General features: G+C 72.0%; 11 protein-coding genes. 8 read left to right on the plus strand and 3 right to left on the minus strand.

Translation table 11 applies throughout. From position 1 onward, the window contains the following. The 6 genes from GFD30_RS18895 (at position 1) to GFD30_RS18920 (ending at position 9191) form a co-directional block, all read left to right on the plus strand. Entirely contained in the window at positions 1-1323 is a 1323-nt protein-coding gene (locus tag GFD30_RS18895) for a M20/M25/M40 family metallo-hydrolase (RefSeq protein WP_153026775.1), read from the plus strand. A gap of 8 nt (positions 1324-1331) precedes the next feature. Beyond that, positions 1332-3305, plus strand: coding sequence for a prolyl oligopeptidase family serine peptidase (locus GFD30_RS28035; RefSeq protein ID WP_322633402.1), 1974 nt, complete (start codon positions 1332-1334; stop codon positions 3303-3305). Next, entirely contained in the window at positions 3302-4219 is a 918-nt protein-coding gene (locus GFD30_RS18905) for a S66 peptidase family protein (RefSeq protein WP_322633403.1), read from the plus strand. Before GFD30_RS28035 ends, GFD30_RS18905 begins: the two co-directional genes overlap by 4 nt. 164 nt (positions 4220-4383) lie before the next feature. Then, positions 4384-6162: a glycoside hydrolase family 3 protein gene (locus GFD30_RS18910; RefSeq protein WP_153026742.1), complete on the plus strand. Its 1779-nt coding sequence runs from the start codon at positions 4384-4386 to the stop codon at positions 6160-6162. A gap of 9 nt (positions 6163-6171) precedes the next feature. Continuing rightward, positions 6172-7419 carry an exo-beta-N-acetylmuramidase NamZ family protein gene (locus GFD30_RS18915; protein ID WP_153026743.1) on the plus strand — a complete coding sequence of 416 codons (1248 nt, stop codon included), beginning with the start codon at positions 6172-6174 and terminating at the stop codon, positions 7417-7419. A gap of 23 nt (positions 7420-7442) precedes the next feature. Continuing rightward, on the plus strand, positions 7443-9191 hold the full coding sequence (locus tag GFD30_RS18920; RefSeq protein WP_153026744.1) for a serine hydrolase domain-containing protein: 1749 nt from the start codon (positions 7443-7445) through the stop codon (positions 9189-9191). Positions 9192-9197: 6 nt separating this feature from the next. Here the strand turns inward: GFD30_RS18920 and GFD30_RS18925 are convergent, their stop codons facing one another. Further along, positions 9198-10202, minus strand: coding sequence for an SDR family oxidoreductase (locus GFD30_RS18925; RefSeq protein ID WP_322633404.1), 1005 nt, complete (start codon positions 10200-10202; stop codon positions 9198-9200). 158 nt (positions 10203-10360) lie between these two features. After that, positions 10361-10540 carry a DUF2273 domain-containing protein gene (locus tag GFD30_RS18930; protein WP_153026779.1) on the minus strand — a complete coding sequence of 60 codons (180 nt, stop codon included), beginning with the start codon at positions 10538-10540 and terminating at the stop codon, positions 10361-10363. Between the two features lie 82 nt (positions 10541-10622). Between GFD30_RS18930 and GFD30_RS18935 the strand changes: the two genes are divergently transcribed. Next, a complete protein-coding gene (locus tag GFD30_RS18935; protein ID WP_153026745.1) occupies positions 10623-11258 on the plus strand; it encodes a hypothetical protein in 636 nt (211 codons plus the stop codon). Positions 11259-11396: 138 nt separating this feature from the next. Continuing rightward, positions 11397-12854: a glycoside hydrolase gene (locus GFD30_RS18940; RefSeq protein WP_153026746.1), complete on the plus strand. Its 1458-nt coding sequence runs from the start codon at positions 11397-11399 to the stop codon at positions 12852-12854. A 51-nt stretch (positions 12855-12905) separates the two neighbouring features. On the opposite strand, the gene GFD30_RS18945 is transcribed toward GFD30_RS18940, so the two are convergent. Beyond that, complete coding sequence (locus GFD30_RS18945) at positions 12906-13988, minus strand: cellulose binding domain-containing protein (RefSeq protein ID WP_153026747.1); 1083 nt, start codon at positions 13986-13988, stop codon at positions 12906-12908. Positions 13989-14067 lie beyond the last annotated feature (79 nt).

The following is a 14067-nucleotide window of genomic DNA, read 5'->3' on the forward strand; positions in this document are numbered from 1 at the left end:
ATGGGCGCGGTCTCGGCGCTTGACACGAAGGCGTTCGAGGAGGTCGTCGAGTTCACTCGCGACCTGATCCGGTTCGACACCACGAACCGGGGCGGCGGGGACGGGGACGAGCGCGCGGCCGCGGAGTACGCGGCCGTGAAGCTGTCGGAGGCCGGGCTGGACCCGGTGATCCTCGAGAAGGCCCCGAACCGGTCCAATGTGGTCGCAAGGTTGGAGGGGACGGACCCGGACGCTCCGGCGCTCCTGGTGCACGGGCACCTGGACGTGGTCCCGGCCGAGGCCGCGGACTGGAGCGTGGACCCGTTCTCGGGGGAGATCGACGCGGACGGGATGCTCTGGGGCCGCGGCGCTATCGACATGAAGAGCATGAACGCGATGATGCTCGCGGCCGTGCGGTCCTGGGCACGCGAGGAGGTACGGCCGCGGCGGTCGATCGTGTTCGCGTTCATCGCGGACGAGGAGGCCGAGGCCGATTACGGGTCGCGGTTCCTCGCGGCCGAGCACCCGGAGTACTTCGACGACTGCACCGAGGGGGTCTCGGAGTCGGGCGGGTTCACGTTCCACAGCACGTCTGCGAGCGGCGACGACATGCGGATCTACCCGATCGCCGCGGGCGAGCGGGGGACGGCGTGGCTGGAGCTGACGGCCCGGGGCCGGGCCGGGCACGCGTCGAAGGCGAACCCGGACAACGCGGTGAGCAAGCTCGCGGCCGCGGTGGCGCGGATCGGGGCGCACCGGTGGCCGCTGCGGGTGACGCCCGTGGTGGAGGCGGCGGTGCGGGAGCTGGCGGCGCTGCACGGCGTCGAGCCGGACTTCACCGACCTCAGCGGTCTCGGGGAGGCGGCGCAGCTCGTCGAGTCGACGCTGCGCAACAGCGCGAACCCGACGATCATGCAGGCCGGCTACAAGATCAACGTGATCCCCGAGCACGCCCGGGCCGAAGTGGACGGCCGGGTGGTGCCCGGCGGGGAGGCCGAGTTCGAGGCGACCCTGGACGAGCTGTGCGGGCCCGACGTGGCGTGGCGGTACGCGCACCGGGACGAGCCGCTCATGTCGCCGGTCGATTCGCCGACGTTCCGGGCGATGCGCGAGGCGATCAAGAAGTTCGACCCCGAGGGGCACCCGGTGCCGTTCTGCATGTCCGGCGGGACCGACGCGAAGCCGTTCACGCCACTGGGGATCACCGGGTACGGCTTCTCGCCGCTGGGGTTGCCGCCCGGATTCGGGTACGGCAGACTGGCCCACGGCGTCGACGAGCGGGTCCCGGTCGAGGGGCTCCGGTTCGGCCTGCGGGTCCTCGACGACTTCCTGCTGAAGGCATAGGAGACGACGTGAAGCGATCCCCGTACGGCGCTTGGGAGTCCCCTGTCGACACCGGCCTGGTGGCCGCGTCGGACGGCCGGCCCGGGTTCCTCGGTGCGGTCGGCGGCGAGCTGTGGTGGACCGAGCCGCGCCCGACCGAGGGCGGACGGCGGACCCTGGTGCGCCGCAAGGAGGACGGCACGACCGAGACGGTGCTCGCCGCGCCGTGGAACGTCCGCAGCCGGGTCCACGAGTACGGGGGCCGGCCGTGGGCGGGCGCGATCACGGAGGACGGCGACCCGGTCGTCGTGTTCGTGAACTACGCCGACCAGCGGCTGTACGTCCATCTGCCCGAGCGGTGGGACGAGCCGCTGCCGGTCAGCCCCGCGCCCGAGTCGCCGAGTGCGCTGCGCTGGTCCGAGCCGGTGATCGATCTGGAGCGCTTCGAGGCGTGGGCCGTGCTCGAGGAGCACACCGGGCCGAACCCGACCGACGTGCGGCGCGTGATCGCGGCCGTCGACCTGTGCCTGACCGGGGACGACGCGAAGATCCGCGAGCTCACGGACGACTCGTACCGGTTCCTGGCCTGCCCCAGGGTGAGTCCGAGCGGCTCGGCGCTGGCGTGGATCGCCTGGAACCACCCGCACATGCCGTGGGACGAGACGGAGCTGCGGGTCGCGGAGATCGCTCCGGACGGGACGCTCGCCGGGGCCGCCACGGTCGCGGGCGGCGACGGCGAGTCGATCGCCCAGGTCGAGTGGACCCGCGACGGCACCCTCGTCTTCGCCGGCGACCGCACCGGCTGGTGGAACCTGCACTGGCTCGACCCGCACACCGGGGAGCGCGGCGCGGTCCTGGAGGCGGAGGCCGAGTTCGCCGGTCCGCTGTGGACGCTCGGGTCGCAGTGGTTCCAGATCCTCGCCGGCGGCGACATCGCCGCCGTCCACGGCAAGGGCGAAGGGCGCCTGGGGATCTTCGACGCCTGGGAGCGGAAGATGAACCTCGTCGAAGGCCCGTGGACCGACTGGGCCGCCGGGCTCACGGCGGTCGGCGACCGGGTCTACGGCCTGGCCGCGAGCCCGCATACGGGCTACGAGGTGGTCGAGGTCGACGGCCGCACCGGCGCCGCGGGCGTCGTGGCCGCCGCGCACACCGACCGGGTCGACCCCGCGTACCTGCCCGTCCCCGAGCACCGCACGTTCGCGGGCCCGGGCGGGCGCGAGATCCACGCCCACGTCTACCCGCCGCGGAACCCGGACTTCCAAGGGCCCGAAGGCGAGCTGCCGCCGTACGCGGTGTGGGTCCACGGCGGGCCGACGAGCCACGTGCGGGCCGTGCTCGACATGGAGCTGGCGTACTTCACCTCCCGCGGCATCGGCGTCGTCGAGGTGAACTACGGCGGGTCCACCGGGTACGGGCGGGCCTACCGGGAGCGGCTGCGCGAGGCGTGGGGCGAGGTCGATGTGGAGGACTGCGCGGCCGTGGCGCGCTCGCTCGCGGCCGAGGGCTCGGCCGACCCGTCCCGGATCGCGATCCGCGGCGGCAGCGCCGGCGGCTGGACCGCCGCGGCGTCGCTCACCTCCCCTGCGGCGCGAGGCGTGTACGCGTGCGCGGTGGTGAAGTACCCGATCCTGGACCTGTCGCTGTGGCGCGGCGACGACACGCACGACTTCGAGTCGCAGTACGTGTACTCGCTCGTGGGCGAGCCGCTGGAGGAGCGCTCGGCCGAGCGGTCCCCGGTGCACCACGCCGACCGGATCGAGGTCCCGTTCATCCTGCTCCAGGGCCTGGAGGACGAGATCTGCCCGCCAGCGCAGGCCGACCTGCTGCTGGAGCGGATCAAGGGCCGGGGCGTCCCGCACGCCTACCGGACCTACGAGGGCGAGCAGCACGGGTTCCGGCGGGCCGAGACCATCGCGGACGCGGTGCTCGCCGAGCACGCCCTGTACGCCGAGGTCTTCGGCTTCCCGGGGCCCGAATTCGATCTGGAGCTGCGGCCGTGAGGGCGCTGCACCGCCCGCGGCGGCTCGTCCCCGGCGACCGGGTCGCGGTCGTCTCGCCCGCGGGCCCCTCCTCCGCCGCCGATCTGGAAGCGGGCCTTGGGGTTCTGCGCTCGTGGGGCCTGGAACCGGTCCTGATGCCGCACGCGGCCCGCACCGGCGCGTACCTGGCCGGGACCGATGCCGAACGGGCCGAGGACTTCACGGCGGCCTGGACCGACCCCTCGTTCGCCGCCGTCATCGCCGCCAGAGGCGGGTACGGTGCCCAGCGGATGCTCGACCGGATCGACTGGGTCCGGCTGCGCGGGGCCGAGCCGAAGGCGTTCGTCGGGTTCAGCGACGTGACCGCCCTCCACGAGGCGATCGCGCTCAACCTCGGCACCGCCACGATCCACGGCCCGATGCCGGCCTGGCCGGCCTTCGTGACCGACACCGCGATGCGCGAGCACCTGCGGCTGACCCTGTTCGAGCCCGAGCGGGTCCTGACTCTCGCGCCCGCAGGCGCGAAAGCCCTCGCCGGCGGCACCGCGACCGGCGTGACCGTCGGCGGGACCCTGACGCTCCTGGCCGCCGGGATCGGCACCGCCGAGCACCGCGTGGACCTCGCCGGGGCCCTGCTGCTCCTCGAGGACGTCGGCGAGGCCCCGTACCGGCTCGACCGGGCCCTGACGCAGCTGCGGCGCGCCGGATGGTTCGACGGGATCGCCGGGGTGGTCCTCGGATCGTGGACCGACTGCGGCCCCGAGGCGGAAGTGCGCGGCGTGTTCGAGGACCTCCTGGGCGGACTCGGCGTACCGGTCGCGTGGAACTTCGGATTCGGGCACTGCCCGCAGTCGCTCTCGGTTCCCTTGGGACTCAAGGCGACCCTCGACGCCGACGCCGGGACGCTCCGGTTCGCGCTCCCCGCGCTCCGCTGAGCGCCCGCCGCCACTTCTGAAAATTCCCTCCGTAGTCTTGCCTTCACTTGAAGTTTTCTGCCAGGATGGGCGGATCGGGCCGACCGGGTCGAAAGCACCGGTGACCAAAAGCACCGGTGACAAGGGACCGCCCGCCCCCTTTCCGCACAGACTGGAGTCGCTCAATGGAGACGCATCCCCGCCGGACCGTGCTCGCCGCCGCCCTCGGGGCCGCCGCCGCGGCCGCCACCGCCGGAACCGCGCACGCGCACGGCGACCGCGGCGAGCGCCGGTTCGTCAAGCGCCGCCTCAAGGCCATGAGCCTCGAGGAGAAGGTCGGCCAGCTCTTCACCACCTACGCGTACGGCCGCACCGCCGACACCACCGAGGCCGCCGACGTCGCGAGCAACCGGGCCGCGCACGGGGTCGACAACGCCGCCGAGCTCATCGAGACCTACCACCTCGGCGGCATCATCTACTTCGCCTGGTCCGACAACGTCGCGAACCCCGACCAGATCACCGCCCTCTCCAACGGCCTGCAGGACGCGGCCCTCGCCGACTGCGGCACGCCGCTGTTCATCGCCACCGACCAGGAGCACGGCATCGTGACCCGGATCGGCCCGCCAGCCACGCAGCTCCCGGGGGCGATGGCCCTCGGCGCCACCCACGACCCCGAGGCCGCCCGCGCCGCCGCCGTGATCGCCGGGACCGAGCTGCGCGCCATGGGCCTGAACCAGAACTTCGCGCCCGACGCCGACGTCAACGTCAACCCCGCCAACCCCGTGATCGGCGTGCGCTCCTTCGGGTCCGACGCCGAGCACGTGGCCGCGTTCGTGTCCGCGCAGGTCGAGGGGTACCAGGCCCGCGGCGACCTCGCCGCCACCGTCAAGCACTTCCCCGGCCACGGCGACACCGAGGACGACAGCCACGCCGAACTGCCGCGCATCGACCACACCTACGAGGAGTGGCAGGCGATCGACGCCCCGCCGTTCCGCTCCGCGATCGAATCCGGAGTGGACCTGGTCATGACCGCGCACATCCAGTTCCCGGCCCTGGACGACTCGCTCAGGCCCGCGACGCTCTCCGAGCGGATCCTCACCGGGCTCCTGCGCGAGGAGCTCGGCTACGACGGCGTGGTCATCACCGACTCGCTGCGCATGGAAGGCGTGCGCGACGGCTACGGCGACGAGCGGATCCCCGTGCTCGCGCTCCTCGCCGGCGCCGACATCCTCCTCATGCCCGAACACATCGACATCGCATACAACGCCGTCCTCGAGGCCGTCGCGAACGGCGAGCTCACCGAGCGGCGCATCGACGAGTCCGTCACCCGCATCCTCGGCCTCAAGTACCGGCTCGGCCTCTTCGCGAACCCGTACGCCGACCCGGGACTCGTCGACGACGTCGTCGGCATCCCCGCGAGCCTCGAAGCGGCGCAGGCCCTCAGCGACCGCACCACGACCCTCGTCGTCAACGACGGGACGCTCCCGGTTCCCACCGACGGCGGCCACGTGCTCGTCACCGGCTGGGGGGCCTCCACCAACACCCGCCTCACCACCGAGTTCGCCAACCGCGGCTGGACCCCCACCGGCCTGGTCACCGGCACCGCGCCCACCCAGGCGCAGATCGACGCGGCCGTGGCCGCCGCCGACGGCGAAGACCTGATCGTGGTGTGCACCAACGGCGCCGGGAACAACCCGGGCCAGGTCGCGCTCGTCCAGGCGCTCGCCGCCACCGGCGTCCCCCTCGTCGCCCTCGGCGTCCAGAACCCCTACGACGTCGCCTTCATCGTCGACGACGTCAACGCCTACCTCGCGACCTTCTCGTACTCCCTCGACGGCCTCGAATCCGCCGTCCATGTCATCCTCGGCAGCGTCGACCCGCAAGGGCGCCTGCCGATCGACATCCCCCGCGCCGACGACCCCGGCACCGTCCTGTTCGCCTTCGGGCACGGCCTGAGCTACTAGGGGGCTCCCATGAAACGCAGAATGATCCTGGGCGGCACCGTCCTCGGCGGCGCCGCGCTCCTCACGCCCTCCCCCGCCGCCGCCCACGGCGGCAGGCGCGTCAGGACCGGCGTCGAGGTCCTCGCCCGCAAGGACTTCAGCGAACTCGCCGGCCAGCGCGTCGGCGTCATCTCGAATCCGACCGGCGTGCTCCCGGACCTCAGCCACGAAGTGGACCTCATGCACGGCAGCGGGAAGGTCGACATCGCGGCGGTCTTCGGTCCCGAGCACGGCTTCCGGGGCGTCTCGCAGGCCGGGGAGGGCGAGGACTTCTTCCTCGACCCCAAGACCGGGCTGCCGGTGTACAACGCCTACAACGACATGGACCGGATGGCGGACCTGTTCGCCGAGACCGGGATCGAGACCGTGGTCTTCGACATCCAGGACGTGGGCGCGCGCTTCTACACCTACATCTGGACCATGTACCTCGCGATGGAGGCCGCCGGGCGGCTCGGGCTGCGGTTCGTCGTCCTCGACCGGCCCAACCCCGGGTCGGCGCTGGCCGCCAGCGGCCCGGTGCTCCACCCCGAGCACGCGACCTTCGTGGGGCTCAAGCCGATCGCGCAGCGGCACGGGATGACCGTGGGCGAGCTGGCGCGGCTGTTCAACGGCGAGTTCCTGGGCTCCTCGGTCGATCTGACCGTGGTGAAGATGGAGCACTGGCGGCGCGGCATGTACTACGAGGAGACCGGGCTGCCGTGGGTGGCGCCGTCGCCGAACATGCCGACGGTGGACACGGCCGTGGCCTATCCGGGGACGTGCCTGTTCGAGGCGACCGCGCTCTCGGAGGGGCGGGGCACGACGAAGCCGTTCGAGTACCTCGGCGCGCCCGGGATCGACCACCGGTGGGCGGCGTCCCTGGAGGGGCTGCCGGGCGCGCGCTTCCGGGAGGCGTATTTCACCCCGTCGTTCTCGAAATGGTCGGGAAAGGTGTGCGGGGGCGTCGAGGTCCAGGTCACCCACAGGGATGAATTCGATCCGATCAGGACGGCGCTGGCGATGATCATCGCGCAGCGGCGGGCCTTCCCGCAGTACGGCTGGCGGTCACAGGACGTGACCTCGTTCTGGCTGGACAAGCTGACCGGGAACCAGGCCGTGCGCCTCGCGGTCGAGGCCGGCGCGGACGTCGACGAGGTCACGGCGGTGTGGGCCGACGAATTGGATGCGTTTTCCGAGCAAAGAGAGTCGTACTTGCTCTATCGCAGCACCGCTCAGTGATGGCACGATAACCAGGAGACACGATGCAGCGTCGAACCGTACTCGGGGGCGCGGCGGGGGCGCTATGGTCGGCGCTCGCGCTCGCCTCCCGCGCCAACGCCGAGGAGCGCCCCTCAATGCCCGAACTCACCGGCCCGCCGAGCGCCGGGCCGTACGACGTGACCTTCCCCGAACATCCGCGCGAACTGCGGTACGGGCCCTGTTCGGAAGCGCGGTTGACCGCCGCCCACGTCGACCTGATCACCCCCCGTTTGAAGTCCTATATGGAAGGTTCCGCCCCGTCGTTCCCCGGCTTCACCGTCCTCGCCGCCCGCCGCGGCGTGGTCGTGAAGCACGAGGCCGCCGGACACCGGCTCCGCTACTCCGGCTGGGACGAGGAGACCGAGACCGCGGTCGAGCTCCCCCAGGGCGAGTGGCTGCCGGCCGAGACCGGCACGGTCTACGACCTGGCCTCCATCTCGAAGCTGTTCACCGCGACCGTGACCGGCCGCCTCATCGACGACCGCGTGGTGGACCTGAAGCACCCGGTGGTCGAGTACCTCCCGGAGTTCGACTCCGCCGACCCCGCCAAGTCCCCGATCACGCTGGAGCAGCTCCTCTCGCACACCTCGGGGATGATCGCGTTCATCAACCTCTACGGCCAGCCCGACGACGACGCGCGCATGGCGGCGATCTACCGGCAGCCGCTGCGACGCGTGCCCGGCAGCGGGTACGAGTACTCCGACCTCAACCTGATCGTCCTCGGGAAGGTGCTCGAGCGCGTGACCGGCCAGCGCCTCGACGAACTGGTCGACGCGTACGTGTGCGAGCCGCTCGGGCTCGCCGACACCGGATACAACCCGGCGGACCGGGCGCGCACCGCCGCGACCGAGTACCAGCCGTGGACGGGCCGCGGCATGGTCCACGGCGAGGTCCACGACGAGAACGCGTGGGCGTTCGGCGGCGTCGCCGGGCACGCGGGCGTGTTCTCGACCGCGTGGGACCTGGCGGTGTTCGGGCAGATGATCCTCAACGGCGGCCGCTACGGCGACGCCGAGATCCTCAGCGAGGCCACCGCCCGCACGGTCTTCACCGACATGAACTCGCGGCTGGGCGAGGCCGCGGCCCGCGGGCTCGGCTGGCAGCTCGGCCAGCGCTGGTACATGGACGCCATGAGCTCACCGGTCACGGTGGGGCACACCGGGTACACCGGCACGTCGATCGTGCTCGACCCCCTCGCGGGCACGCTGCTGGTGCTGCTGACGAACCGGGTCCACCCGACCCGGGGCCGCGGGACGGCCAGCGCCTACCGGCGGGCGGCCTCGCGGCCGCTGGGCCGGGCGGTGCCGGTGCGGCCAGCGCACGGCCGCGACGCGTGGTACGCGGGGCAGGTCGACGCGTCCACCGCGACGCTGACGGCCGTGCTGCCGCGCGCGACCGACTGCGCCACGGCGCGGTTCGCGCTCTGGTACGACACCGAGCCCACCGACCTGGGGGTGCTCGAGGCGAGCCCGGACGGGTCGGCGTGGACGCCGGTGCCGCTGGAGCTGCGCACCGAGGACCACTGCTGGCGGACCGAGGGAGCGTTCTCCGGCTACTCGGGGCGCCAGTGGATCAAGGCGTCCGCGAGCCTGCCGGAGCGCACCGCCCTCCTGCGCTGGCGGTACACGTCCGACCCGGTCTACCAGGGCCGGGGCGTGTACGTCGACGACGTCGAGGTCCGCGAGGGCCGCGCCGTCCTGTGGGACGGCGACGGCTTCGAGGCGGTCGGCTGGGAGCGCGTGAAGGACTAGGGAGCCCTAGACCATCGGGTGCGGGGCGTAGCGGTCGGCGAGCCAGTCCATGACCTTGTCGGCCTCCGCGTCGGCCACCTTGTGCTCGGGGTGGGCGTCGTACCAGGCGACCACCTCGCGCGCGCCGAGCTTGTACGGCGTGGTGCGCTGCCCGAACGCGGGGACGAGCCGCTTGATCTTGGTGTTGTCGAAGACCATCGAGTGGGCCTTGTCGCCCAGGAGGCCCGGGCCCCAGCCGGGGTCCGCGGCGGCGATCGCGTCCGAGGGGACGTGGACCAGGCGCGGCTCGGCGACGCCCGCGGCGTCCGCCACGTACGTGAAGATCTGGTTCCAGGTGGGGGCCTCGTCGCCGGTGATGTGGAACGCCTCGCCGATGGCGGCCTCCTGGCCGAGGAGGCCGGTGAACCCGACCGCGAAGTCCCGGGCGTGGGTGATGGTCCACAGCGACGTGCCGTCCCCGTGGACGATGACGGGCTTGCCGGCCCGCATGCGCTCGACGACGGTCCAGCCGCCGTCGAAGGGCAGCATGGTCTCGTCGTAGGTGTGGGAGGGCCGCACGATGGTCGCGGGGAAGCCGTCCTCGCGGTAGGCGGCGGTGAGGATCTCCTCGCAGGCGATCTTGTCGCGCGAGTACTGCCAGAACGGGTTGCGCAGCGGGGTCGACTCGGTGATCGGCAGGTGCGTGGGCGGGGTCTGGTAGGCGCTCGCGGAGGAGATGAACAGGTACTGGCCGGTCCGGCCGGCGAACAGCTCGATGTCGCGGCGGACCTGCTCGGGCGTGAACACGACCCAGTTCACGACGGCGTCGAAGACGCGGTCGCCGAGGACGCCGCGCACGGCCGCGGGGTCGCCCGCGTCGGCGGTGAGGACCTCGACCTCGGGCGGCAGCGACCGCTCGGCGGTGCGGCCGCGGTTGAGGACGGTGACGTCGAGGCCCTGCGCGACGGCTTCGCGCACGCAGGAGGTGGAGATCCGGCCGGTACCGCCGATGAACAGGACGCTGACGCTCACGTTGGACCCTCTTATCTTGATCGCTGCTTGGACGTGGACCACCCTACTCGCGCCCGCGCACCGGACCACCGGGTCGCGGCGGAGCAGGGGGTCGTTCGGATCGCGGCGATCGCGGTCGGGCCCGAAGCGGCGTGCGCGTCGGTCTCGCTCGCGGTCGCTCAGCGCCGGATGCGGCGGCCGTAGCGGCGCAGCGAGCGCGTCTCGCCGCCGACGAGCATGCCGACGACGAAGCCGAGTGCGCCGAGCAGGATCGCGAGGACGAGGCCGTTCACGCCGCCCGCGATGAACGCGACGGCGACGAGCAGGCCGGTGACGAGGCCGATGGCGGAGGCTGGCATCGGGGACTCCCTTCGTTCCACTGTGGCTACCCGCCGGGCGCGCGGCCCAATCGTGTCGGAGGGTCCGGGCACAATCGGGGGCGTGAGCCATCCTGACGCCTCCGTTCCGTGGGGCCGCCCCGCGGTCGACTCGATTCCGCTGCCGCCCTTCGCCGATCCCGACGAGCACGTCCGCTTCACGCGGGCCCTCCAACTGCACGTGGCGCTGACCGACGAGGGCGCGCCCTCGCTCGCGGCGAAGGTCCTCGCCGAAGCGCTCGCGCTGCAGGGGCAGGGGGCGGAGCTGACGCCGCTGGAGCTGACCGTCGCCTTGTCGACGTTCTTCCCCGCGCCGTGGACGCCCGCCGCGCTCGCGGCGGCCCTGGAGCCGCGCGACCGCTTCGGGCCCCGCGAGCTCGGGGACGGGAGCTGGGCCTGGCTGTACGACCCCGACTTCACCGCGGTGCCGCGGCCCGGGGGCGGCTGGGAGGTCGAGCGGCACGAGCGCGGCTCGCGCCGCGCGTACGCGTCGCTCGAGCACGAGGGCGACCTGGTGCTCATGTGGATGGACCACTACCAGACCCGGTTCGCGTACCCGTACGCGTGGCGGGCCGACGAGCGCGCCGCCGCGGCCCTGGCCGAGCCGGCGCGGGCGGTCCGTCGCGCGCACGCGGCCGACGCCGCGAAACCGTACCTGGCAAACTGGCGGGCCGAGCGCGAGCAGTACCTGGCGCGCTGAGTCGCGGGTCCCTGACCAGCGCCGCCAGGGGAAACGGGCGCAGTCCCGGCACACTTATTCTCATGCTTTATCGAAGGGGTTGACATTACCGGGGCGCCCTGACATCATCGACGAATCTCGATGTATTGGAGGGCCGCCATGCGCCGTCGCACACTCTTCACCGCCGCCGGGACCGGAGCACTCGCAGCGGGCGCGGTGCCCGCCGCCGCCCGGGCCGACTACACGACCGCGGTCAACCCCGCGACCACCTGGGGGACCTGGGAGGGCTGGGGCACCTCGCTGTGCTGGTGGGGCCGGGCCTTCGGGAACCGCAACGACATCGCCGACCTCATGTTCACCCGCAACAACGTCACCTACAACGGCGCCTCGGTGCCGGGCCTGGGCATGAACATCGTGCGCTACAACGCCGGCGCGTGCTCCTGGAACTCGATCAACGGCGAGTCCATGGTGGTCTCGCCGAACATGATGCGCTCGCGGCAGATGGACGGGTACTGGCTCGACTGGAACTCCAGCGACCCGGCCTCCTCGAGCTGGAACTGGTTCGTCGACAGCGCCCAGCGGAACATGATGTGGAAGGCCCGCGACCGCGGGGCGAACATCTTCGAGCTGTTCTCGAACTCGCCCATGTGGTGGATGTGCGTCAACCACAACCCCTCCGGCGGCGCCGACGGCAACGCCGACAACCTCCAGTCGTGGAACCGGCGGCAGCACGCGGTGTACATGGCCACGATCGCGAAGTACGCGCACGACAACTGGGGGGTCGACTTCGACTACGTGGACCCGTTCAACGAGCCGATCGCGAACTGGTGGACCGCCACCGGGACCCAGGAGGGGTGCCACTTCACCGTCCCGACCCAGTCGATCGTCATCGACCACCTGCGGGCCGAACTCGACGCGCGCGGGCTGTCGTGGATGCCGATCACCGCCTCCGACGAGTCCCTCTACGACCAGGCCGTGAGCACCTGGAACGGGCTCACCTCCTCGGCGAGGAGCAAGATCGCCAAGGTCAACGTGCACGGCTACCAGTACGAGGGAGGGCGCCGCGACTCCGTCTACAACGCGGCCCGCGCCGCAGGGAAGCGGCTGTGGAACTCCGAGTACGGCGAGAGCGACGCCTCCGGCCTGCGCCTGGCCCGCAACCTCAACCTCGACTTCCGGTGGCTGCACCCGACCGGCTGGTGCTACTGGCAGGTCCTCGACGGCGGCGGCTGGGGCCTGATCCAGGCCGACAACGAGAACGGGACGCTCGGCGCGGTCAACACCAAGTACTTCGTGTACGCCCAGTACGCCCGGCACATCCGCCCCGGCATGACGATCATCGACGGCGGCGAGGCGAACACCGTCGCCGCCCACGACCCGGCCTCGGGGAAGCTCGTCATCGTCACGACGAACTACGGTACGGCGCAGACGGTCACGTACGACCTCTCGGCCTTCGGCACGGTCCCGAACGGGACGGCGGTCCGCTGGTCGACCCAGACGAACGGCTCCGAGCGGTACGCGCGCCACACCGACACGACCGTGTCCTCGAAGCGGTTCTCCCGGGCGTTCCCGGCGAACACGGTGATGACCTTCGAGATCGAGGGCGTCCGCCGCTGAACACGCCGACGGCACCGGCCCCGGGGGCCGGTGCCGTCGGCGCCGGGGTGGCTATGCGGCGTCGAGGATCGGATCGAGGGCCTCGAACCAGTTGGCGGCCAGCTTGACGTAGCCGTCCTCGTCGGGGTGGACGCCGTCGTAGGTGTCGACCGAGGGCACCCAGCCGGTGTGCTGGTCGACCACGACGATCGGGGACTCCGCAGTGGAGTGCGCGGCGGCCCAGGCCGGGATCTGGGCGTTGAAGTCGACCATGCGCTGCGGGCAGTCCGCGCAGTTGCTCGGCACCAGCGGGATGAGCTGCGCCGCGAGGATCACCGCGTCCGGGTTGAGCTCGCGCAGGTCCCCGACGAGGGTCGTGTAGGCCGCGAGGATCGTCGCCGGCGGGATCGAGGACCAGACGTCGTTGGTGGCGAAGTGGAGCAGCAGCACGTCCGGGGTGTTCTGCTCCAGCCAGGAGCGCACGCTGCCGTTGTTCACCGACTGGGTGACCAGGAAGCCGCCGTGCCCTTCGTGGTCGGGGTCCGAGCCGGCCGGGTTGCAGGCCTGGGAGAGCGAGCCGACGAAGTCGACGTCGTGGCCGGCCTGGTCGAGGAGCTGCCAGAGGTTGCCGCGCCAGCAGCCGGGGCTGCCGGTGATCGAGTCGCCGAGCGGCATGATCCTGACGGCCTCGCCGGGCGGGTCGGTCGGGTCGTCGGTGGTCGGCGGGTCCGTGGGGTCGTCGATCTGGCCGTCGCAGACGTCGCCGTTGATCGAGACGGCCGTGGGGGCGGCCGTGCTGCCGGAGCCGATGAAGCCGAAGACCTCGCGGGTCTGCCCGGCGGCGACGGTCGCGTTCCAGCCGACGTCGGAGCCGGAGAACGCGGTACCGCTCTGGCTCCAGGAGACGTTCCAGGCGCTGGAGACGGTCGTGCCGGCGGGGAAGGTCCACTCGAGGTCCCAGCCGTCGATGGCCTCGCCCGCGGTGATGGCGACGTTGGCCTGGAAGCCCGAGCCCCAGCTGCTGACCACGGTGTAGTCGACCTCGCATCCGTCCTCGGCGAGTGCCAGGTCCGCCGGGCCGAGTGTCAGTGCGCCGATGCCGACCGCCGTCGCGGCGGCGGCCGCGAGGGCGGTGCGCTTGCGATTGCTTCGCATGCCGATCTCCTTAGGACTCCGGGAGCGCTCCCAGAGCGCTTCGGCAGATCATACCGACTTTGTATTTGTATAGTCAAGT

This window comes from Glycomyces albidus, assembly GCF_009451885.1.
GTDB classification, from domain to species: Bacteria; Actinomycetota; Actinomycetes; order Mycobacteriales; family Micromonosporaceae; genus Glycomyces; species Glycomyces albidus.

Bases quoted from the DNA above. Each gene is read 5' to 3' on its own strand.
- GFD30_RS18915 (WP_153026743.1), top strand. From the start codon at position 6,172: ATGAAACGCAGAATGATCCTGGGCGGCACCGTCCTCGGCGGCGCCGCG.
- GFD30_RS18910 (WP_153026742.1), top strand. From the start codon at position 4,384: ATGGAGACGCATCCCCGCCGGACCGTGCTCGCCGCCGCCCTCGGGGCC.
- GFD30_RS18940 (WP_153026746.1), top strand. From the start codon at position 11,397: ATGCGCCGTCGCACACTCTTCACCGCCGCCGGGACCGGAGCACTCGCA.
- GFD30_RS18895 (WP_153026775.1), top strand. From the start codon at position 1: ATGGGCGCGGTCTCGGCGCTTGACACGAAGGCGTTCGAGGAGGTCGTC.
- GFD30_RS18945 (WP_153026747.1), bottom strand. From the start codon at position 13,988: ATGCGAAGCAATCGCAAGCGCACCGCCCTCGCGGCCGCCGCCGCGACG.
- GFD30_RS18930 (WP_153026779.1), bottom strand. From the start codon at position 10,540: ATGCCAGCCTCCGCCATCGGCCTCGTCACCGGCCTGCTCGTCGCCGTC.
- GFD30_RS18920 (WP_153026744.1), top strand. From the start codon at position 7,443: ATGCAGCGTCGAACCGTACTCGGGGGCGCGGCGGGGGCGCTATGGTCG.